6 protein-coding genes and 2 pseudogenes are annotated in these 21,549 nt (G+C 50.6%); 6 read left to right on the top strand and 2 right to left on the bottom strand.

What is annotated here, in order from left to right:
- Positions 1-414 precede the first annotated feature (414 nt).
- A pseudogene (locus PsAD46_RS28650) lies at positions 415-572 on the top strand (IS6 family transposase); the annotation flags it as partial.
- Between the two features lie 200 nt (positions 573-772).
- Here the strand turns inward: PsAD46_RS28650 and brxL are convergent.
- Positions 773-2,401 (bottom strand): protease Lon-related BREX system protein BrxL, encoded by a 1,629-nt coding sequence (brxL, locus tag PsAD46_RS18505; RefSeq protein ID WP_275496401.1) that lies wholly within the window; start codon positions 2,399-2,401, stop codon positions 773-775.
- 68 nt (positions 2,402-2,469) lie between these two features.
- On the opposite strand from brxL, the pseudogene PsAD46_RS18500 reads away from it, so the two are divergent.
- Positions 2,470-3,553, top strand: a pseudogene (locus tag PsAD46_RS18500) (IS3 family transposase); the annotation flags it as partial.
- A 359-nt stretch (positions 3,554-3,912) separates the two neighbouring features.
- Here PsAD46_RS18500 and PsAD46_RS18495 read toward each other — a convergent pair.
- Positions 3,913-7,440 (bottom strand): histidine kinase, encoded by a 3,528-nt coding sequence (locus tag PsAD46_RS18495; RefSeq protein WP_063307581.1) that lies wholly within the window; start codon positions 7,438-7,440, stop codon positions 3,913-3,915.
- Between the two features lie 703 nt (positions 7,441-8,143).
- Here PsAD46_RS18495 and PsAD46_RS18490 point away from each other — a divergent pair.
- From PsAD46_RS18490 to PsAD46_RS18475, 4 genes are all read left to right on the top strand, one after another.
- Positions 8,144-8,347 (top strand): hypothetical protein, encoded by a 204-nt coding sequence (locus PsAD46_RS18490; RefSeq protein WP_063307580.1) that lies wholly within the window; start codon positions 8,144-8,146, stop codon positions 8,345-8,347.
- A gap of 75 nt (positions 8,348-8,422) precedes the next feature.
- Positions 8,423-18,127 (top strand): hybrid non-ribosomal peptide synthetase/type I polyketide synthase, encoded by a 9,705-nt coding sequence (locus PsAD46_RS18485; protein WP_084404469.1) that lies wholly within the window; start codon positions 8,423-8,425, stop codon positions 18,125-18,127.
- Positions 18,111-20,627 (top strand): polyketide synthase, encoded by a 2,517-nt coding sequence (locus tag PsAD46_RS18480; protein ID WP_063307578.1) that lies wholly within the window; start codon positions 18,111-18,113, stop codon positions 20,625-20,627. The genes PsAD46_RS18485 and PsAD46_RS18480 overlap by 17 nt, the downstream gene beginning before the upstream one ends.
- Positions 20,624-21,541: a 3-hydroxyacyl-CoA dehydrogenase NAD-binding domain-containing protein gene (locus PsAD46_RS18475; protein ID WP_082597050.1), complete on the top strand. Its 918-nt coding sequence runs from the start codon at positions 20,624-20,626 to the stop codon at positions 21,539-21,541. The genes PsAD46_RS18480 and PsAD46_RS18475 overlap by 4 nt, the downstream gene beginning before the upstream one ends.
- Positions 21,542-21,549 lie beyond the last annotated feature (8 nt).

The following is a 21,549-nucleotide window of genomic DNA, read 5'->3' as shown; positions in this document are numbered from 1 at the left end:
GGGTACAAAGAGTTACCGTCATTTACCCTGAATAACTTCAGTAAAGCGGCACCGCGTAAACAATGCATTCTCCGTTATGCAGATACGACAGGGAGTAACACCTCCACTGGAAGTGCTCGAGCAGATGACGGAATTACCAGATGTAATTCCGTCATCTGCTCAGCAAGACTTGTTTGACCAATACCGGCCATTCAACCCAGATCTAGGTGCTTCTAGTCAGCGCTGCTTCTCAACTACAGGTCAATCTCTTTCAGCTTGTTGCTTAGTGCGGAAAGCGGAAGTTCGCTGCAAGTGCGAGAACTCAGGTAAGTGAGAGGCCGTTGCTAGTGTCGAGGGCCATGAGCGGGCCTTCGGACGTTTCCATCAAGGGTTGAGTACAGCCTAGGTAAAGTGTTGCGCAATCTCTGAAACGAGATTTCTTCAATAGTGAGTCCTCAATATGAGGCAACAACATCTCTAATTTTAACTCGATCAATTAACTGGGGGATTACCGTTTCTCTCTCAGCCTGCGAGAGGTGGAAGAAATGCTGCTGAAGCGCGGCATTATGGTCTCGTATAAAACCATTCGCCGCTGTCGGAATTTCTTCGTTCCATCTCGCAACCAACGCTCCGTGATCAACACCCACCTTCACCGCATCAACGCTTTTGTCCAATGGAAACGCGTAACCCAAACTCCGGCCTGAAATATGTCTACTGCAGGCTTTTGCGTTCATCGTCAGGTTAATGTGAAAGCACCCTAATAGGTTCTCAAACCCGGGCTTAAAAGCCCACGCTACTCAACACCCAGCGCCTTAAACACCGCATCCGTGGGATCGGCGTAAAAGCTGGTTTGGAACTTGGCAAAGAGCTCACCCGGGATTGAAGGAATATCTACCACCGAGGCCATAGGCAACAATATGCGTTTCGCACCGCTGTCAAAGGCTACCTGTAGACACTCTGATAGGTTCTCAACGGGCACAATGCTACCACCAAGGCTCATATCACCCAAGACAACCATTTGTGCCTGGACGGGCTTTTGCAGTACGCCAGAACAAAGCGCAACAAAACCGGCCAAGGTCATAACCTTGCTTGCGCCGGTATTGTGCATTTCCACATTATGGAGATGGAAATCACTTTCGCCCGCTCTGATATTGGCGCTAACCCGATGAGCGTTGGCTTTAAAATAATCAAACGCGATCTTTAAAGATTCTTTGGCGGCAGAATTGGAACCAAAACCTGATGTTGTCAATTTGCCATTACCGGCGGTTGTTTGGGTTTCCAAACGAAACAGTTCCAAATGACCGCCGCTGCCTCTGGAGATGGTATGAAGTACGCCAGGGTTCATTTGTTCAGCAGAAATCAGCTTATCGCCGCCTTGTTCAGGAATGCCGATAAACTTCTCTTCCAAGCTTTCCTGGTCGATATAGGAAAAATGAACGTCATAGAATTCCATGCCACCGATTTTTTTCAGCTGTTCTTTGATGCGTCGACGTGCTTCCAAAGCATATTCAAGACATTTTGCCACCGCTTCCTTGTCATAGGCCCCGTGGGGGTGAAGCAGCTTCAACAGACCTGATGTGGTGCGTTTTACGGCAATAGTATCACGCTGGTTCAAATCACGGCCGAGCTTAAAGAACCGGTCAATGGCATCGCTGAAATTCTGTTTGCGCATCTCGCGCATATATTCGGCTAGGTAGTCGGTGATAAGGCCATATTGATTGGTGAAGAACTCCGGCCGCATTTTCGGCACTTCCCAGCCGGGAATATATGCATGGAAGCGGTCGAAAAAGGCTGAATCAATCATCACTTCAGGAAACGGAGCGAGCAGGTGACTCGTTTTAACCATGGTATCGACAGGCTGATTAATATTGCCAACAAACACCATGGAAGCGGAGGCGGTTATGGCATCACGCCCGCGGGCAAACGAGCCTGAAGCCATGAAATCCTTCATGATCTGGATGCCGTCTTTGTCTTTGAAGGTAATGCCGGCAACCTCGTCAAAAGCAACAATATCCCACATGCCTACCAGACCAACGGTGCGACTACCAAGGTTATAAAACAGGTTGGCAACTGTAGTTTGACCGCCCGAAATCAAAATACTGTTGGGACTGCATTCCTTGTAAACGTGGCTCTTGCCGGTACCACGAGGTCCGAGTTCGCAAACATTATAGTTGTTTTCAACGAACGGAATTAGACGGGCAAGCAGGTGCCATTTGGCTCGCTCTTCGAAATTGGATGGCTCCATCCCAGTGGAGCGCAGCAGAACATCGATCCATTGCTCTTCACTAAAGCTTTTACGGGCCTCAAACAGCTCTTCCATATCCATATTCGGCATCTGAATTGGTTTGAGATCAGAGACTGTTCCCCATCGAAGCCTTATGGACAGATCGGTTAATTTGAATAAGGGAGTGTTTTGGCTCATGATCATGAGATTAGGAGTGAACAATGGGGCACAACACACGGACCGCCAGCGCTGCAGCTGAGAAGGCGGTTAAAGATATCCGGCGCAAGACCTTAAGGAAGTTGTCGCCGAGCAGGCTCTGGAACTGCGGCTTCTTAAAAAAAGCGTTCTCGAGGATGGGGGAGACGACGAATGAGGTACCCCGCTCACGAGAAGCTGGAGATTATCCGGCTGGTTGAAGGATCTCATCAACCAATCAAACGCACCTTGGAGCTTCTAGGCATTCCGCGCTCTACGTTCTACACTTGGTATGATCGCTATCTGGAAGGCGGTGTTGACGCGCTGGAGGATCGGGTTTCACGTCCCTCAAAAGTATGGAACCGTATTCCCGATGAGATCAGAGAGCAGATTATTGAACTGGCGCTAGAAGAACCAGATCTATCACCACGAGAGCTCGCGGTTCACTTTATAGACACGAAAGGCTATTTTGTTTCAGAGGCTTCTGTTTACAGGCTGCTGAAGGCGCAGGACCTGATTACATCTCCAGCCTATGTGGTCATCAAGGCTGCTGATGAGTTCAAGGATAAGACCACAGCACCGAACCTGCAGTGGCAAACTGATTTTACCTATTTCAAGATCATCGGCTGGGGTTGGTTTTATCTCTCAACCGTGCTCGACGACTATTCCCGCTACATCATTGCCTGGAAGCTGTGCACCACGATGAAAGCCAAGGATGTCACCGACACCCTTCAACTGGCACTCGATGCCTCGGGCTGTGAACAACCCACCGTGCTGCATCGTCCACGCCTACTTTCTGACAATGGCAGCTCTTACGTGTCGTCGGATTTGGCCGATTGGCTGGAGACAAAGGGCATGAAGCATGTGCGCGGAGCGCCGTATCATCCGCAAACCCAAGGTAAGATCGAGCGCTGGCACCAGACCATGAAGAACCGCATTCTGCTCGAAAACTATTACATGTCAGAGGACTTGGAAGCACAGATCGGCCACTTTGTCGATTACTACAACAATCACCGCTATCACGAGAGCATTGGCAATGTGACGCCAGCCGACGCCTATTGCGGGAGGGATAAAAAGATCCAGCAACACAGGCAAATGATTAAACGCAGAACTATTCAAAACCGACGCTTGCGCTACCACGCACAAGCCGCTTAACATCAACACGCAATTGGGCCAGACACTCCACTAATCGAAAGCCAATTTTGTCCAACTATCTTTGACGACGGACAGTGAAGAGCTAAATCGACAGTTAATTCGGCAGCTTGAAATAATTGAGCCACACAGCAAAGAATGAGAAAGAAGTGGCCATCAGTGTCAAGCTGATCAGATCAGTCCTATGTTAATGTCTCGCTCAGGCTGAAGCTGATCCATAATAAGCCGAATGGCAACAAAGATTAGCCAGCAGTTTTACAGCATCTGCGAACGATTGCGCTCCGGCTAACGTCCGTTAATAGGCTCGAAAAGTCTCAGGATTCCTGAGACTTTTTTCCTCTCCTACAAGGAGCAAAGCGACGTCAGCTTTGGATGTTAGCCCGTGCGATCATCGCCTTGTTCAATTGACGGAGTTCCTCAAGCATCTGGATGGTTTCGAAAGTTTCATCGTTGTACATTTCTACAGATGTTCCTTCGCCACGCACTGACGAAAGAGCTGCTAAAGGTGCGGCTATCGCTTGCCAGGCAGCTGCACCGACTTCATCCATTGCACCACCACCAAGGCCATATTGGAATACGTCCTTGTACATGTCATCTACCGGACCCTCGCCATTTTTGATGCTAGCGTTCAATGACAAGAGCGTATTCCTAAGGCCTTTCTTGGTAAACCGCCCGCGCGCCTCAAGATAGGTTTGAATGAGAGACGCACCATCAGGATCCATAGGATCGATGAACGGCAGAAGGCCATCATCTATCATGTGAAAGATGCTATCGGCTTCATCCAGAAGATCTTCGATTTCAGGGCTGTTGATGATTTCCTCGGCTAAGTCACTGATCAGAGCGTTTCGTTTGGATTGATAGGCAGAGTCATGATTGATGCTGTCAGGCGTTACTTCAATCATTTGTCGGAAGTCTTCTATCGATGTGTTTTCCAGATGCTTAGTGACTTTTTCCGCAAATAAACCCGCAAGTCGCGGCACATCACGATCATAGTGATGGTTGATTGTTCCGCTAAGGTAGTCGGCCTCAATCTTGAACTCTTGCCTAGCTAGGGCGAAAGAAAGTGCGGATGATAGAACCGTTGCCCCCTCAAGGTTGGTAAGGACAAGTTTGATGGCTATGGTTCCGCTTAATTCTTGTTTGGCCCAACGGCTGTTTATTGATCTACCATTACGCATGTACTCGCCATTCCATGCTCTGCTTACTGGGCCATTGGGAAGAGTCCAGCTATTCCTTTCTATCCGTGCGTGGTACTTTACATTGCCCCATTGAACTGGGAAGTCAGGCTCATACCAATGCTCTTTCAACTGCGAAGGATCGTATTCGGCCTGCAAGGTCAGTTGACCTGAGAGTAGCATCAGTACGTAAGTTGTTGGAAGACGTTCAAACCATGCGATGGGGATCTGGATATATTGCGGACGCGGGCCATCGTAGCCGGTTGGCATTGCTTGGAACTCGCTCAACCTTTGATGTAAGCGCTGGAGTTGAAGGACAGGGAGCTGTGCGGCGTTGCGCACTGTGTCAACTTTCGTCTGGCGATCTGGAGCCTCAAAGTGATGTTGGACCGATGAGAACGCTTGCTTGTATTCCGTTTTTCCAGACCCAGCAACACCCCTGATGGCGTCGCGCAACGGTTCCAAAGGTGCGGTTGCACCATATAGCGCTAACGTTGCATCGCGAGAACTATTGTCAGCCGGTTTGCCCGGCAAGGCTATCTCGCTAACTGGACCAAGAAGGAAGGGATCAAATCCATTCATTTCCCCACTTCGTTCAGTGACGATATGCATATGCAGCCGTGTGATTTCTGACCGGATTTCGTTCGAGATGCGCAGCAAAATATCAAAGAGAGCAATGGCGTAATCTACGTCGACTTCAGCTTGTCCCAAGTTGTAGCGAAGATCAAAGATCGCTGTTCGGTAGCGAATGATCTCTCTTCCGTTACCGATCAATTCGATAAGGTCGGCTTCGGTATTCACTGCGCTGGAGGCTGCACCGGGCAGGGGATAGTGAAACTCAGGGAAAAGCAAGACAAGGTTGCGATACGATAAAGCGCACATCTGGAATACTTCTGGCGCAAGGATTGTTGGTGTTACCGTATCGGTAGCATCCAATGTAAAAAAACTTACAAAGCTAGGATTTAGCGGGCGTCCGTCCGGCCAATGATCACGTCCACGATAGTTTGTGCTGGCTGCTAGCGAAACCGCGTTTGTTGGTGTGCTGCGATCCTGTTCAAGGTAGAAACGACTAACGATGCGTCCATTTCTATTGATCCAAGGCAATAGGTTTCGTGGTCCGCGTTCGCGATATGTATTGGCGTCGTAATCGTCTGCGCCATCTCTTTGACGTTCGATGATCAACTTATCAACTTCACCAAGAACGCTGCCCTCGGCGAGATTGATAATATCGCGCCGTATAGCCCGCTGGCCCTCGAGGATGTTGCGTAAATCTCGTCTCAGAATTTCCTCGACCCGTCGCAGGATCCTGCGCTGCTGTGTGGCGGAAATGGCAGTTTGTCGTTGAAGTAGGCCAAGCTGGATGGAGATGTCTGTGAGATGATCGTCCAGGCGGTCGAAGCGTTGATGCATTTCCCGGCGGATTTTTCGAACTTCGCCATAGACTTCGCTTAAAGACTTCATGATTTGTTCGAGTGCCTTGGCAACTGGGTCAGGCTTGCTTGAAGAAAAAAGTGAAGCCGCGGCCGAAAGTACGCTTGTATAGGCAGCAAACGCAGACATCGCGCCGATTTGAGAGAATTGAAGGGCGATAGTTGTCGAGCGGATCATGCCAATCAACTCAATGGCCTGAAACATCTTGGCAGTTGCTTCCGATTGCATGCCAAAAGCGTCAAAGATATTGCTGAGCCCACGGAAGAAGGAATGCTGTTCTTGAATTGCGGTGTTTCGAATTTTGAAAACTTCATCGCGGGAGAGCTTAGCTGACAGTTCAGCGCCCAAGGTCTGGCCCAGTTTGCCATTGGCCAGGTCGCTTTCGTGCCCCCAATCAAGGTCGGTCAGATCGAACTCTAACTGAGTGCCCTCATCAAATAAGGACCAGTGTTCGACCTGCTCGTTCGAGAACGTGACGCTGTTAGCATCGATCGCGCTCTCTCCGGAAATGTTGATCCCTAAGGTGGCTTGACCATGGCGGCGTTTCATTTCGGCAGCGTTCTGCTCCCACTGATCAAGCAGTTCAGTGGGAAGCTCCATGCTGGCATATCGTTCAGTATAGTCGAACCAGTCGGCTATGCTCTCAAACACATTCTGGGCAAGAGTTGGGTTTTGTTGGCTTGTTTGCTGTTCGAAGAATGTTGAAACTCCGAACCGGTCGAGTGCCCCGGTGAATGAGCCCATTCCCTTTTCCGGCATTTTAGATGAGATCTGGGCGAAGGCAGCACCTTGCATCGTGAACTCCGCATCGACGGGGTCAAAACCGACCTGATGCGGCTTGAGGTGTCCACCAGCGCTTATACTGTCAAGAAATATATTGGAGTACCGCTTGACCTGGTCATAAGCCTCTCCTGCAACTCCAGCTGCCAATCCAGCCTGCCGGCTAAACAAGCCCTGGGTTAATGCCGTGATTTCTGCTCCGACAATGAAATGCTGGAACTTATCAAATCCTGGCCAGTTGGTCGTTCCGGGGTTGTCATGGACGAAGTTTTTAACCTTCCGCCAGCGTTCCCGATCTTTAGCGCCCTCGATGCTGCCCACGTTGCGCCCCAAGAGCCTGGCAATAGGATTTATAACGCGATGTTGGAAGGATCCGCGCCATTGCAGCGGATCTTGTCGATCAGCCAATGCCATTTCTGCCATTAAGCGATCAGGTTCCAGAACACCGGCATCAATAAGATCTCGCAGTTTTTGATTTGCAGTTTGAGTTACAGGTACAGACATTTCCCACCTTCAATGGATGCAATCAAAGCTTCCTATACGTTAGTAACTTTAAGGGGGGAGCGGCAAGTCATTTGTCGTACATCAAGGCCGAACAAGTTCGACAAAGGGGATAAACGAAGTTGCTAGTTATGGTGACTGCTAAGCCAGATTTCGTAGATAGATCAGTTGTGGGAGAGTAACGAGCTTTCATACTGACAAGCACCTCTAGCAGTGCAACCCAGCTGATATGAGATATCTGCCATAAAATAGAGTTACATGTTGGCCGAAACGCATTTGCTTTCAGTCGCAACGCTCATCTGGCTTTAGGTCTGCGCCATTGTTTGCAGGATGCGCAGTAGGAATTGGACTTCTTTCACTCATTCTGACGATGAACTGCTGACATCTCCTGGGCGCCCACACATGCATATTTGGTCCAGTTGGGACTTGAAAGAAAATTCTACAAAACAAATGATGCAAGAAAATAATCTACTACGCACCCAGAGTAAGATCGTTTCATTGAAGATGATTCGAATATAAAAATAAAATGTCAGGGCATAAATTAGCTAAAGTACTCAATATTTTCAAATTATGATAAGCATTATAATGGAAAGATGTAAAATAATTCATCTAAAGCTATATTGACTCATATATAATACTTGTTTTGAATGTAATTCATACTTCAATGAATATAAAAAAGTGAATTGTACAATTTATAGGTGTAAAAATGTCATCTAGTACTTTGAGTAATTCCCGTCTGGTTCAAATAAGCGAGATTGCAGGTATTGGAGAGGCCAGATCTCAAGCAAAAATTGTAACTGGAAAGCTAGCTGACAGCTTTGCTGACGATCAAAAGATTCAAAAAAAAACGCTCAGATTTGCTCTCAGATTCATGAAAGTTTTTGCGCCGTATCAGATAGGCGTTTCATGACTGACAGCGCCACTGCGCGGTGAGTTGTGAGCATGTGTTGAGTTTTACTTTTTTACTTTTCCAAGGCCATTTCCCTTGACTTCAAACATCGATGATATTCTCCCTCTGTCGTCCTTACAGGAAGCCTTGCTCTTGCGGACGATCGAATATCCAGATGACGATGCTTATCTGGAAGAAGCGGTTGTACGCTTAAAACATCCCATAAATGTGGATCGGCTCCGCAATGTCCTCACAGCCTTATTCGATAGGCATGCCGGGCTTCGTGCACGCTTCCATTGGGAAGGATTGAGCCGTCCTGTACAAATGATCTTAAAGCCAGATGGTACTGCACCTTTCAGGATCATTGATGTGTCTGGCAAAAAAAACTGTGATCTGGAAAACGCGCTTCAAGGATGGCTGGACAAGAGCAGAAGCAGCAATGATGTCGCGCGTGCACCTATCCAGATTTGCCTAGTGCAAGGAAAGAAGAGTGCGGCGCTTGCACTATCATGGCACCACATCCTTCTTGATGGCTGGAGCCTTGCTATTTGCTTGAAGGAGGTCTTTGAGGACTACTCAAAAGGGTTAGAGTGTACTCCGGAAAGGCTGCAGACCTCGCCGAAATCTCTCCTGCCGTCCAAAGACACAATCCGACATGATGGCGAGTTTTGGAAGACTAACCTTCAATCTGCTGAACCTTCTTTTCTTATGGCATCAGGCACTCAGCCTGAACCGTGTGAAGCTACTTTAGTTAAAGAACAGCACACTAAAGAACTCGACTGTATTTCTCAGATTACCCGCTTCTGTTCGACTGTGTCGGTGACACCAGCTGCATTGTACTACACTGCTTGGGGGCTTCTTGTTCAAAGGTGGACGCATAGCTTTGAAGCATTGTTCGGTACGGTCTTTTCGGGTCGGAGCGCTGCCACCGTCAACTCAGATAAGACGGTTGGCATGTTCATCAACACCCTGCCGATACGGGTCGCGTTTGAGGGGTCCGATCGGGTTGATGAAGCAGTTTTGGCGACACAGACGCATATCCAAGATTGCTCGCAACATCAATCGGCTTCGCTAGCGGATGTCACGAAATTAGTCAATCCAGGTGCGCGAGGACGAGTTTTCGACTCGCTGTTTGTAGTTGAAAATTATCCATTAGACCCAGAGCTCCTTAGTAGCTCATCGGACCTAGTTCAAGCCGTGTCGTTAGATGAAACAACTGAGTTTCCCGTCACGGCAACAGTGCTCGAAATGGATGGGAAACTGCGGCTTGAGGTAACTACTCGGGATGCGCGCTCGCAAGGATTAGCAAGGACGTTCGCTGACCTGTGGTCTTGCTTGTTAGAACAGATGATTGCAGACCCCAAAGCGCAACTTGCAAGCTTGCAAAACCTGTCGGATGAAGAGCTTACTCGTCGTCAATCTATATTCCATGCAGCGGTTCAAGATCGTACTTTCTGTTCGATACTGGATCGGATCTGGTGCCAAGCAGAGCGATCTCCAGATCAGATCGCCTTGGTTGATGCAAAAAGGTCGATGACGTACCGGGCGATGATTGCAGACGTCGAACAAAAGGCGCAGGCTTTGGCAGCGCACGGAGTGCGACCGGGTGATCTTGTCGGAATTCTCACGGAACGTTCCGTCGAGACTATCCTTTGCCTCATGGCGATACATAGGGTTGGGGCAGCTTATGTTCCAATCTCTGGTGACTATCCCTCTGGGCGTATCTTGGAGATCCTCGAAGATTGCACGCCAAAACTTGTTCTTACAAATTCAGACCACACTCTCTTTGAGTTGGAAGCGGCCTGCTCGTTTGTTCAGGTTAAAGATTTGCATATCAAAGAGCCTGTGGCCTCTTGGGAGCCGGACAAACCAAATCCAGATGACTTGGCCTATGTGATTTACTCGTCTGGGTCGACCGGGAAGCCAAAGGGTATCGCTGTGCAGTATCGAGCTATGCCCCGATTGGTGCTCGATCAGCAGGAGCTTCTACCTAGTCCAGGCGAAAGTGTCCTGCTGACGAGTGCTTTTGAGTTTGACGTTTCGGTTTTTGAGATGTGGTCGACACTTGCGCAAGGCGCCAAGCTGGTTGTGCCCTCATGGGTCGATCTTTTGGACAGTGACTTGCTGGCGCGCTGGGTAAAAGAAGAATCCATAACTCAAGCTTGGTTCATTACGTCGCTGTTTAATGCACATCTCTCATCAGGCGCGCAGTTTTTTGCGACGATGAAGAAGGTCATTATTGGTGGAGAAGCGCTGTCAACGTCCCATGTCCGGCAAGCATTAGAGGTTTTTCCGCACTTAGAGATATTAAATGGCTATGGTCCAACTGAGAACACTATCTTCACGACTTGTACGCCTTTGAGCCTACCTGTGGAAGAGCCGGTCCCAATTGGTTACGCCGTCAATGGAACAAGTCTGCAAGTTCTGGACTTAGACCAAAACCTATTGCCGGTAGGCGCTTTGGGTGCCCTGGCCGCTGGGGGAACTGGTGTTGCTGCAGGGTATTTGAATCGCCCTGAACTTGATCGGGCTCGTTTTGTTAATGATCCGTTCAATCCAGGCAAAAAGCGCTTTCTTACCGGTGATCTCGTCAGAGAGCGCACTGATGGATCCCTTTTGTATTATGGACGTGGTGATAGCCAAGTAAAGATCCGCGGCAATCGTCTGGACTTATCAGAGATTGAGCAACGGTTACTGGCGATTGAGGCCATCTGTGAGGCATCTGTTGTTCTCGTTAAACATCAAGACACTGAGCGCATTGTTGGCCTAATCCGGACTGAGCAAGAGTTATCGAACTCAATCGTTCTCACTAAGCTTGCTGAGCATTTGCCGACGTGGGCGGTGCCTGAGCATCTGGTTCAGGTCAGGCAGCTCCCCACGCTTTCAAACGGGAAGCTCGACCGTTTGTTGGTAGCAAAACTTGCGCAAGAACATGTCAATGACCAGCAAAAAGTGATCAGTCCCAACACTTTATCCTCAGAGCCGCCGAAGGGACGCGGTATCGGGTCAGAAAGATCAACAGATCGAAACGCTATAGAAATAGCTGTGCGTTCTGCATGGGAAAAAGTACTGGACAAGACCGACATTCCTTACACGACGTCGTTTTTCGAGGCAGGTGGCACATCGCTGCACATCATCCGCTTGAAGAGTTTGTTGTCAAAGGCATTGGGGCGTTCGATTGCGGTCGCGGAGCTTTTTACCCACGTGACCATTGCTGATCAGGTGCGGCACTTGGAGGCTGCTGACGGATTAAGCCCCGCAAAGCCAACGAGAAAATCGGAGATCAGAAGCACTCAGCCCGATGATGAAAAAGATTTTCGTCAAGATGATCTTGCGGTTATTGGGATGGCTGGCCGCTTTCCCGGTGCTACCAATATTGATGAGCTTTGGGAGTTGGTGAAGAAGGGAAACTCGGCACTCCATCGCTTTAGTTGCGAAGATCTTATTGCCCATGGTGTTGCCCCTCAAGACCTTCTGGACGACAGCTATATTCCCATCAAAGGGCTTTTGGACGATGTCCATAAGTTTGATCCGACGTTTTTTGGGTATTCCGAGCGTCAGGCAAATTTGATGGACCCCCAAGTTCGCTTGTTGCACCAAGTTTGCTGGGACGCTCTGGAAGCGAGTGGTCAGAGCGATACTAACCACGGCACGCGGGTTGGCCTCTATGCTGGGATTTTGGCGAACCCGATATGGTTGAATGGAGTGATGGCTGGGGTTGATGGTGCGACGGAGTTATACGAAGCATCGAACTTGAACTTGCAGGCCCCCACTGCGCTGATCTCCCATTCATTGGGATTGACCGGACCATCGATGCAAATCGACACGGCGTGTTCGACCTCAGCGGTTGCGATCCATGTTGCCGCACAAGCAATACTGTCGTCTGACTGTGATGTTGCCTTGGCCGGAGCGTCTTCGATTGAAATGCCGGTTCGTCGAGGATATCGGCGCGTTGAAGGTATGATTCACTCTAAGGATGGCTACTGTCGTCCATTTGATGAGGCCGCATCTGGAACAGTGACTGGTGACGGTGTAGCTGTCATTGTCTTAAAGCGGTTAAGCGCAGCTATCCGGGACCATGATCAGATCCTTGCGGTTTTGAAGGCGAGCGCGATCAACAACGACGGTGACCGAAAGGTCAGTTACACGGCTCCCAGTGCGCTCGGGCAGGCAGAAGTCATCAACGCCTGCCTCGATGAGGCGGGTATAGAACCAAAGACTATTGGTCTGGTCGAAGCGCACGGTACCGCCACGCCGCTTGGTGATCCAATCGAGGCAGCGGCACTGACCCAGGTATTTGCTAAAGATGGTCAGCCTGCTTGTGCCCTAGGCTCAATAAAGGGCACCATTGGACATTTGAACTCGACCGCAGGTGTCGCTGGTGTGATTAAGGCCATTTGTGCGTTACAGCATAAAACGCTGCCGCCAAACCCCAATTTCAACCGCCTGAACCCAGAAATCAATGCGCAGACGCTGCCGTTCTTCTTTCCATCAAAAGCAACTGCTTGGGAAAAGACAAATGATACAGCACGGCGGGCAGTGATCAGCTCGTTCGGGATCGGCGGGACGAACGCACATATTGTTCTGGAAGAAGCGCCGGAGCGTGTTTCAGTCGAAGGAACGCGTGCATTCAAGAATGACGAAACCAAGCGAGCCGATAGACTACGCATCTATCCGTTCTCGGCATCTGACGATGCGTCGCTGACACGGCGCATTCAAACCACGATAGGGGAGGCGGAGGCGCAAAGAGTATCCTGCGATGATGTCGAGTTTACCCTTCGCTCTAGTCGCCGTACGTTCGCGCACCGGGCAGTCGCTTTAGCCCGTCCAGTTGAGACCACGTTCACGCAAGATGAGATGCTGCTTGCAGATTGGGAACGCGGATGTGTTGCTGATCAACCTGCACAATCGGTGTTCCTATTTCCTGGGCAGGGTACACAGTACATAGGAATGGGACGTGGTCTTTATCGTAACGTCCCGCAATTTGCGAGAATTCTAGATGACCTTCTGGCCCGCTTAGAACCGCATATAGACTTTGATGCCCAGCATCTCATCTTTGAGGCGCCGATAGAAGAGGGGCTTCGGGATACTAAAATTGTCCAACCACTCTTGTTTACGCTGGAACTTGCGCTTGCGAAATGCCTGATGGCGATTGGTGTAACGCCAAAAGCATTGGTTGGGCACAGTTTGGGCGAGTTTACCGCAGCGACACTTGCCGGTGTTTTTGAGTTAAATGATGCATTGTCATTGGTTGCGTTGCGTGGCCGGTTGATGCAATCTCAGCCGACAGGGCATATGTATAGTCTGCCGATGTCTGAGGCTGAGATCGCCACTGTCCTTGAAGGTTGGCCAGACATTGAAGTTGCGACCATTAATATGGCGCAAGCCTGCGTTATTGCTGGCCCACAAGCGAAGCTGGCTGACTTCTTCGCACAAATGCCCGATCTCGCTAGTTCGGCGGTTCGCCTGCAAACATCGCACGCATTCCACACTCAAATGATGGACGGCATGCTGCCGGCTTTCAAAAAGGCGCTCCAGGCAATTACGTTAAGGGCACCAAGTATTCCGTATATTTCGAATGTAACGGGAACTTGGATTACTCCTGAACAGGCGATGGATCCGGATTATTGGTGCCAGCATACGCGCCAGGCTGTACGCTTTGCACAAGGTCTTTCAGAGCTGTTATCTGAGACCGGTTTGTTCATTGAGGTTGGCCCTCAAAATGTCCTATCCAATTTGGCAAAACGCCACGCAAGTTGGGACGTTAAATCGCATTCCGCGTTTGAGCTTTTGCCCAAAGAACCAAGCCCTCCCGTAGATCAGGTTTCGTGTGATTGGCTACAGTTCAGCCGGACGCTCGCACAGCTTTGGTGCCGCGGTTGTAACTTGTCTTGGAGTGCTCTGGATGACCATTGTGATGGACAAAAGGTCAAAGTGCCAGGCTATCCATTTGCGCAACGGGCCTACTGGAAATTTGGCAATACATTCGAGCCTTTAACGCTACGGGACCGTAAGCGAGCGAGTAAGAGTGAGTGGGCACGTCAACCAATCTGGACGCCGGTGTCTACCACGGATGTTCGTCTGGCGCGCGGACATGAGCTTTGCGTAGTACCAATTGATCCGATGGCTACCGAAGCCACGAACCGCCTCTGTGAGGTTCTAAAGAACCAAGGGATTGCCCATACTCATGTTAAACACAGGAGTGATGCGGCATTGGGGCGGAGTGGGACTGAGGCCGCGCCTTTATATTGGCTTTTGGTCGCAGAGTCACAAGCGGATCCGCTGGCGGATAGCGATGCCGCCAACGCATTGTTGGCGCAATATCTTGACCTTCTTAAGGGCGTGACTTCGCATTTCGGTCCGCATGACAAGATTTGTCTTTTAACTCATGGAGCCTTCCCGGTTCTGCAACAGGAAATAGCAAACCCCACAACACGTGCCATCGCTGGAGCAGCACTTCAAGCGCGCACTGAGCATGTGGGCCTGCCCATGTCTCAATGTGATCTTCCAGCTAGCGGGATCGCGCCGCAATGGCATATGACCTCCCTCCTGGCAGGGATGTTCGAAGGCCCGAACAAGCGGCCGTACTTGGCCTGTCGAGACGGCAAGCTCTTTGTCCGCGATGCTTGTCAGTTGAGCTATGCATTGTCAAAACGTACTGAGTTGCCGAGTGCACCAAAGGTTTGGGTCTTTGGAGGGCGTGGTGGCATCGGTTCAGCACTTGTCGAGTACTGGCTGACCCATCCCAAAGCTGAGGTATCAGTTTTAGTGCGAGGGGAAATTTCGCCGAGGCAAGCAGCAGTGTTCCAACGCTTATCAGCCACTCACGGCTCGATGTGGAGGAGCGTCCGATTTGATGCCAGCAATCGCGATGATTTGAAGATTATCGGCAATCATCTCCTGCAGTTTGGCAAGCCTGACCATATCGATTTTGCGATGGGCGTGGCTGGCTCTACGCTCCTGCATGCCTTAGACGAAAAAGCGTTGTCCAGGGAGCTATCTGCAAAAGTCAATGGAACAGCTCTTTGCTTGGCTGAGTTGCAACGACATCGAGCTCTGCACGAAGAGCTCACGGTGAACTTTTGTTCATCGATTGCTTCAGAGGCAAATGGGGGCCCCGGTCAGATTGCATATGGCGCTGCCAATGCTTGGTTAGACGCCATTGCGGACTATTGCTCTAAGACCTTCCATATCAACGCTTTGGCGTTGGGATGGGATACTTGGCGAGACCGCGGGATGGCTGCACGCCTAATCGGATCATCGTCTGCCGAAACTGAACCAGTTCCATTCTCTGATCTTTTTTCAGGTGGAGCAGATGATATTTGGCCATCGCACGCATTGGGTCACAAGAACGTTAGAACATTGATCCGTCTGCAACGCTCAAACGATTGGATCGTGGAAGCTCACAAGTTGGGCGAGACGGGAGTTATGCCCGCGACTGGATATCTGTTTCTTGCGTTAGAAAGCGTGAAGGCTCTTGGGAGTGAGCTTGCAAACTTAGAAGAAGCCATTGTGCTTGCCCCCTTAAGCTTGGCTCAGGGCGAGGAGTGTTTGATCCGTGTGGATTGTGAGCAGGACGGTGATCACTTTAATATCGTAATTCGCTCTTGTTCGGACGCTTTTGATGACCAATGGACAACTCATTTTCAAGGCAAGGCTGCGATCGAACCGCCCGTTTATGTGAATGAGGCTGAACTTTCGCAAGATGTACAATTGTCTGACGGCAGACAGTTACAATCTGTACGCCTCCAGGACTTGCATACAACCGTCTTGAGTTATTCTGGCCCTTGGGAGTGTATCAAGAGTATTAAGTGCAATGCCGATATGTCGTTTGTCACGGCTGAACTGGCTATGCCGTCAAAATACTCACGGCAAACTGAGAGTATCCAGGTTCATCCAGCCCTTCTTGACGTGGCAATTGGGCTTCTCGACCGCGTTGCAGGAACCGGGTTGGATACAGTTCCGTTCTCGTTTGAAAAGCTGGCCGTGTCAGGACCTTTAGGTGCAACCGTCAAGGCGGAGATCACTGCGCAAAGCTGCGGTTCAGCGGTTCCGAGTTTTTCTATGGTTTTACATGGAGACACCGGCCATCGCCTAACATGCCAAGCTGTCATTAAGCGAAGAGTGGAAGTTGGTGTGCCTGAAGATGTCCAAGAACATCTTGTTAGAGGCTCATGGCGCACGCTTCCAACGAGTGCAAACTATGATCTGATCCAAGCCGAACCTGGCGTGCTGCAAAGCTTGAGTTTCGTTACTTGCGAGAAGACAGAGCTAGCTGCAGACGAAGTTGAAATTGAGGTCTTATCGTCTGGTCTCAGTTTCAAAGACGTGTTGTTTGCTGCAGGGCATTTACCGGAAAGTGCGGGCTTTACTAGTTTCGGGCTGGAATGTGCGGGGCGTGTCAACCGCATCGGAAAAGATGTTTCGACCTTCCGCGTAGGTGATGGAGTTATGACGGCTTTGCCTGGCGCGTTCCGGCGTTTTTTGACGGTGCGTGAATGTTCTGTTGCAGCCATTCCAAGCAACAGTACATACGAATCCGCCGCTGCCTTGCCAGTTGCTTACCTAACGGCCCTTGTTGCTCTGTGCGAGCGGGCTAAACTCAAGCCTGGCGAAACAGTACTAATCCACTCCGCAGCCGGCGGCGTCGGATTGGCTGCCGTTCATATCGCAACACACCTGGGCGCGAGCGTCTACACAACGGCTGGGACGGATGAGAAGAGACAGCGACTAGCAGATATGGGCACCACTGTTGTGGGGTCTACGCGCGATGAAAGTTTCGAAGCAGGTCTTTTGGCTGCCACCAACGGCAAAGGTGTAGATGTTGTTTTAAATGCTCTGACTGGGGAGCTTCTGGAAGCAGGTATGCGCTGCTTGTCTGTTGGTGGACGCTTTGTCGAAATGGGGGTTCAGGATATCTCATCTGGCCGAGGGTTGCCGATGGATCTGCTCAGCGGTGGCCGGCAGTTCATTCCCCTTGGAGACAGTTTGGATCCTGAAGCGTCGGGAGGAGCTTTAAGAGAACTCGTGCGCTTGGTGGAAGCTAGGGCCTTGCCTCTCCTGCCTGCAACCACTTTCGGTGTAGATGAGGTTTGCGACGCATTCTCATATATGGCTGGCGCGCGGCATTTCGGCAAAATCACAATCACGCACCGTAACCGGGAGGTGATGAAACAGTTGAACGCGATCTTGGATGAGCGTGTCAACGGCGCCTTTGCTACGGGTTTTTCTGATGAAGAAGCTATTGAGTTGTTTGACAACTGGGCAGGGCGGTCAACTGCCTCGTCGCAGATCATCCTCAGTCCGCGCCCCCACGAGCAGTTGCACGAACAGATGCATAGCGAGCGTTCTACTGCATCTGCAGATACTGATCCGCTCAGGGCGGAACTTCGGCCGCGCCCAAATCTGACGTCTGAGTACAAAGCCGCGCGGTCGGAGATGGAAGAACGCTATGTGGCATTGCTCGAAAGCCATCTTGGCACTGCTCCAGTTGGAATTGATGATAACTTCTTTGAACTCGGTGCCACCTCACTCGATATTGTACAGATTGCTGGAAAATTGGCCAAGATCGAGGCCAGCAGCAAAGTCGTTGATTTTTACAAGTTCACCACAGTTGCGATGCTCGTCAAGCACTATGGGGCCGGTCAAGAAGAGCCAAGCTCCGTCTCTAATGCAACCGAAACGAACAAAACTGCCACCAAACCTAGACTGAGCGCCGTTGATGCCGTTCGCAACCGTGCCAAGACGGCGTCTCAAAAACGCGCCCAGAGTCGGAGGAAACGTGATGTCAGTAGCGTGTGATCCAACAGATTTTGGCATGGGCTTGGCGATTGTCGGAATGGCAGTCCGTCTTCCTCAAAGCGAGACCCTCGAAGATTACTGGCATACCACTGTCGGTAAGAAGGCGTGCCAGACTTGGTTCGACAAGGATGATCTGATTGATGAAGGTTGGGATCCAGAGCTTGTAAAAAATCCAGCTTTCATGCCAGTCAAGCCAGTGATTTCAGGCGTGGAGCATTTCGATGCTGACTTTTTCGGGTACAGCCGGGCAGAGGCGGCACATCTTGATCCGAAGACACGTGTCTTTCATGAGGTTGCTTATCATGCTTTGGAGCATGCGGGCTATGGTGGCAATATCAGATCAGAGATCCCAATTGGCGTCTTTGCTGGTGCGTCAGAGGACCCCGAATGGCTTCGCAGAACGTCTGCCATGCTTTCTCGAAACAGCGTTGAGCAGTTTGAACGTGGAATACTCGCACACAAGGACTTGTTAGCCCAACTTGTGGCGTTTCATCTTGATCTGCATGGCCCGGCATACACATTGTACACCGCCTGTTCCACATCATTAGCAGCGGTACATATGGCTGCGCAGAGCCTTTTGTTCGGCGAGTGTGATGTTGCTATTGCTGGCGGTGTCACAATAGATCTGCCCATAAAGTCAGGCTATTTGGCGCAAGAGGGCATGATCCACTCTCTTGACGGGTATTGCCGGCCGTTTGATGCCGCCGCAAAGGGCACGCTGTTCGGTGATGGCGCTTGTGCGGTGGTCTTGAAGCGCCTTCAAGATGCTGTGGCTGATCGAGATCACATTCACGCTGTCGTACGGGCTGTTAGTGCAAACAACGATGGACATCGAAAAGTTGGTTTCTCCGCGCCCAGCCTGCAAGGTCAAAGTGATCTGATTAGCACAACTTTGGCTATGGCTGACGTTGATCCAAGCACTATCGGATATGTCGAAACACACGGGACCGGGACAGTCATTGGCGATCCGGTTGAGTTTGATGCTTTGGTTGAGGCGTTTGGCACGACGCTAGGACAACGATGTGCGCTCGGTTCCGTGAAAGCCAACATTGGTCATACGCATGCCGCCGCTGGGGTCGCCGGTTTAATCAAGAGCGTCCTCGCCATCGAGAACGCCACAGTGCCACCTATGGCGCATTTTCAGGCACCAAATCCCAACATGGCGCTGGAGCAAAGCCCTTTTTATATCCCAACTGAACCTCAGGTTTGGCCAGCTGAAATGACACCTCGGCGGGCGGCGGTCAGTTCTTTTGGGATTGGCGGTACTAATCTTCACGCTATTATCGAGCAAGCACCTAACTTTCCAGCCCCTTCAACTTCGCAAGGCCCATTAGTCTATCCAGTCTCAGCCCAGACAGAAGACGTCGCTAAGGAGCTGGCAGAGCGCCTGCAAGCGCAGTTGAGCACGTTATCCAATAGGGATGATTTTAGTCGTCTGGCATTTTGCCTTCAAACCAAACGCAGAGAGTTTCCTTATCGTCTTGCAATTGTTGTGAGTGAGGGAAAGGAAGGACAGTGGCTCTTTGAGAAAGTAGAGCCTACTTGCGGTGCAAATGAGGTGTCAGGTTCTGTCTTACGATTGAGGCATGAAAACGCGGTCGCGCTGAGTGCTTGTGAACGCAATATACTGGTATCTCAAGCCAAGACGCTGATTTCGGCTGTGCCATCGATCACGTCTATTGCGGGTCAAGGCGATATGTTGTGGCTCGCAGCGGCCGTTGCTGGTGTGATGGAAAGTGAAGGTGTCCTCTCGGCATTGGCCTTTGCGCAGTCTGGTGCGTTGCCTACTGTTCCATCACGCCACCACACGCCCTTAACAGTGCTGAGCGATATCAACGGGATCGCAATAACTCCCGATCAATTGGCTGATGATGGGTTCTGGATTGGGCAGCTGACCAACACGGCGCAAGCGCATCCGGCCTGTTCAGAGAATAAAAGAACTGTCGGTGGACATGGCTTAACCTTCGGCCTGGCAGAAACCCAATCACCTGGTCTTGAGCGCCTTCTTGCAGAACTGTGGGTCAACGGAGGTGCTATCGATTGGCGGGTCTTTCACAGTAACGGTGTACCGTCTCACCTTGCCGGACCGAATTACCCCTTCTCCAGAACGCCATTTCCGGTACCTCCTGCCGTATCTCAACAGGTAAGTCCAAGCTCAGACAGCGCACTGCCAAAAGAACTCACGAGTGTCAACGCACGTCCTGATCTTTCCTCCACATTTCGTCCCGCTGAAAACCAGACCGAACTCCTCGTCACAGGTTTGATGGAACAGATGCTCGGTATTGCACCGGTCGGAATGGATGATGATTTTTTTGAGTTAGGTGGTCACTCCCTTTTAGCCACCAAACTGGCAATCGCAATCGAAAAGAGCTTCGGCACGGTCTTAGAGATCGCCAACTTTCTTGAGGTTCCAACTGCAGCTTCGATCTGCAGCTTTCTTGCCAGCGCAACTCCAGCTCAGTTCCCTTACAACCATGGCAATGAGGAAACAAACCCATGAGTTCTCAGGTCAATAGCGACTTATCGGTCCTGTCCAAGCAAACAGTATGTGAGCCAATCTCCGAACTCGTCGCGGTCATCGGCGCCGGTACAATGGGTACTGGGATCGCGCATGACCTTGCTTTGCATGGGGTGGATACTGTCGTTGTAGATATCAACACAGATCAGCTTGATATCTGTGCCAAGAACATCAAGCAGAACCTACGCCTGTATCAGATGCACGAAGTGCATGGGAAGCTAACGGTACCGCGCGAGACTATTTTGGAACGGTTGACATTCACCACATTGCTGGAGGACATCGCGGACGCGGGGTTCGTCATCGAAAATGTCACAGAAGATTGGGACATTAAGCAGCAAGTTTATCAAAAGATGGCTGAAGTTTGTGCGCCAGAGACTGTCTATGGCGTTAACACTTCGGCCATTTCGATAACCCAGGTCGCTAGCTTGATGCCGGTGCCAGAGAATGTCGTCGGCGTGCATTTGATGAATCCGGTGCCGCTCAAGCCGATGGTTGAACTTATCCGTGGTTTTCGCAGCAGCGAGGACGCTCTAAATCGTATGCGTGCTCTGTTGGCGCGGTTGAATAAAGAGAGCATTACCGTCGAGGACTCACCCGGTTTTGTTACCAACCGAGCCATGATGATCTTCGTCAACGAGGCCATCTTCATGGTCCAAGAACACGTCGCATCACCCTCTGACGTCGACACACTATTCAAGTCCTGTTTTGGCCACAAGATGGGGCCGCTTCAGACGGCCGATTTGATTGGTCTCGACACGATTCTTAAGTCGCTGGAGGTTCTTTACGAGGGCTTCAATGACAGCAAGTTTCGCCCCTGTTTTCTGCTCAAGAAAATGGTCAGTGCCGGCAAGATGGGCATGAAGTCCGGATCCGGTTTTTATGAGTACACACAATAAGCCTCGGA

The sequence above is a fragment of the Pseudovibrio sp. Ad46 genome (assembly GCF_001623065.1).
Lineage (GTDB): Bacteria > Pseudomonadota > Alphaproteobacteria > Rhizobiales > Stappiaceae > Pseudovibrio.
This window is presented reverse-complemented; position numbering and strand designations above follow the sequence as displayed.

Excerpts from the sequence above, each read along its gene's own strand:
- brxL (WP_275496401.1), bottom strand. The coding sequence starts at position 2,401 with ATGAGCCAAAACACTCCCTTATTCAAATTAACCGATCTGTCCATAAGG.
- PsAD46_RS18495 (WP_063307581.1), bottom strand. The coding sequence starts at position 7,440 with ATGTCTGTACCTGTAACTCAAACTGCAAATCAAAAACTGCGAGATCTT.
- PsAD46_RS18490 (WP_063307580.1), top strand. The coding sequence starts at position 8,144 with ATGTCATCTAGTACTTTGAGTAATTCCCGTCTGGTTCAAATAAGCGAG.
- PsAD46_RS18480 (WP_063307578.1), top strand. The coding sequence starts at position 18,111 with ATGTCAGTAGCGTGTGATCCAACAGATTTTGGCATGGGCTTGGCGATT.
- PsAD46_RS18475 (WP_082597050.1), top strand. The coding sequence starts at position 20,624 with ATGAGTTCTCAGGTCAATAGCGACTTATCGGTCCTGTCCAAGCAAACA.